Annotated in this window: 1 protein-coding gene; it reads left to right on the top strand. The window is 35.8% G+C overall.

Translation table 11 applies throughout. The annotated features are described in order from the left end of the window. Nucleotides 1-38 precede the first annotated feature (38 nt). Complete coding sequence (locus AOG54_RS04660; protein WP_055032492.1) at nt 39-548, top strand: hypothetical protein; 510 nt, start codon at nt 39-41, stop codon at nt 546-548. Nucleotides 549-550: the final 2 nt, after the last annotated feature.

Raw genomic sequence — 550 nt, forward strand, 5'->3', positions numbered from 1 at the left:
AAAAAGCTTGGTAATGATGGCATGCCAATTTTTGCAGAATGTGGAGGCTAAAAATCCTTTCACTTTATACCATATACAATATAACTTCCAGCAATAAGGACTATCCTCCTTTAAACCTGGTTATGGACATATATGATTTCAAGTATTCCATGGAGGAATTTGCCTTATTTGTAGGTAAGGTAGATAACCCTGAGGGGTTAACTGCAAGTATAAAATTCAACCTATCAGAACTTGGAAATCTGCAGTACAGGCTATCATCAAAAATTCTGCCAACGCCAATGGATATAAATATGGAGTTGATAGCAAGCAAAGAAATAAAGAAAAATGGAGAAATTGCAATATCGATAATCAAGCCAGAAATCATTATAAAGCTGATAACAGCCTACGCTATAACCTCAAGCAATTCTATCAGGAAAGTACTTGAATCAGGAGATTTGTTTGATTCAATCATTGGATTCTATAACCGGCTCGGGACGTCTAAATTCGATGAATGTGGGGAACTCATACCTGGAAATATACCATCTTACCTGCTAGAGGGATTAAATTAATA

The organism is Acidiplasma aeolicum (assembly GCF_001402945.1).
In the GTDB taxonomy this organism is placed as follows: Archaea; Thermoplasmatota; Thermoplasmata; order Thermoplasmatales; family Thermoplasmataceae; genus Acidiplasma; species Acidiplasma aeolicum.

What these genes read in the sequence shown, in the direction of transcription:
- AOG54_RS04660 (WP_055032492.1), top strand. Translation starts at nt 39, where the DNA reads ATGTGGAGGCTAAAAATCCTTTCACTTTATACCATATACAATATAACT.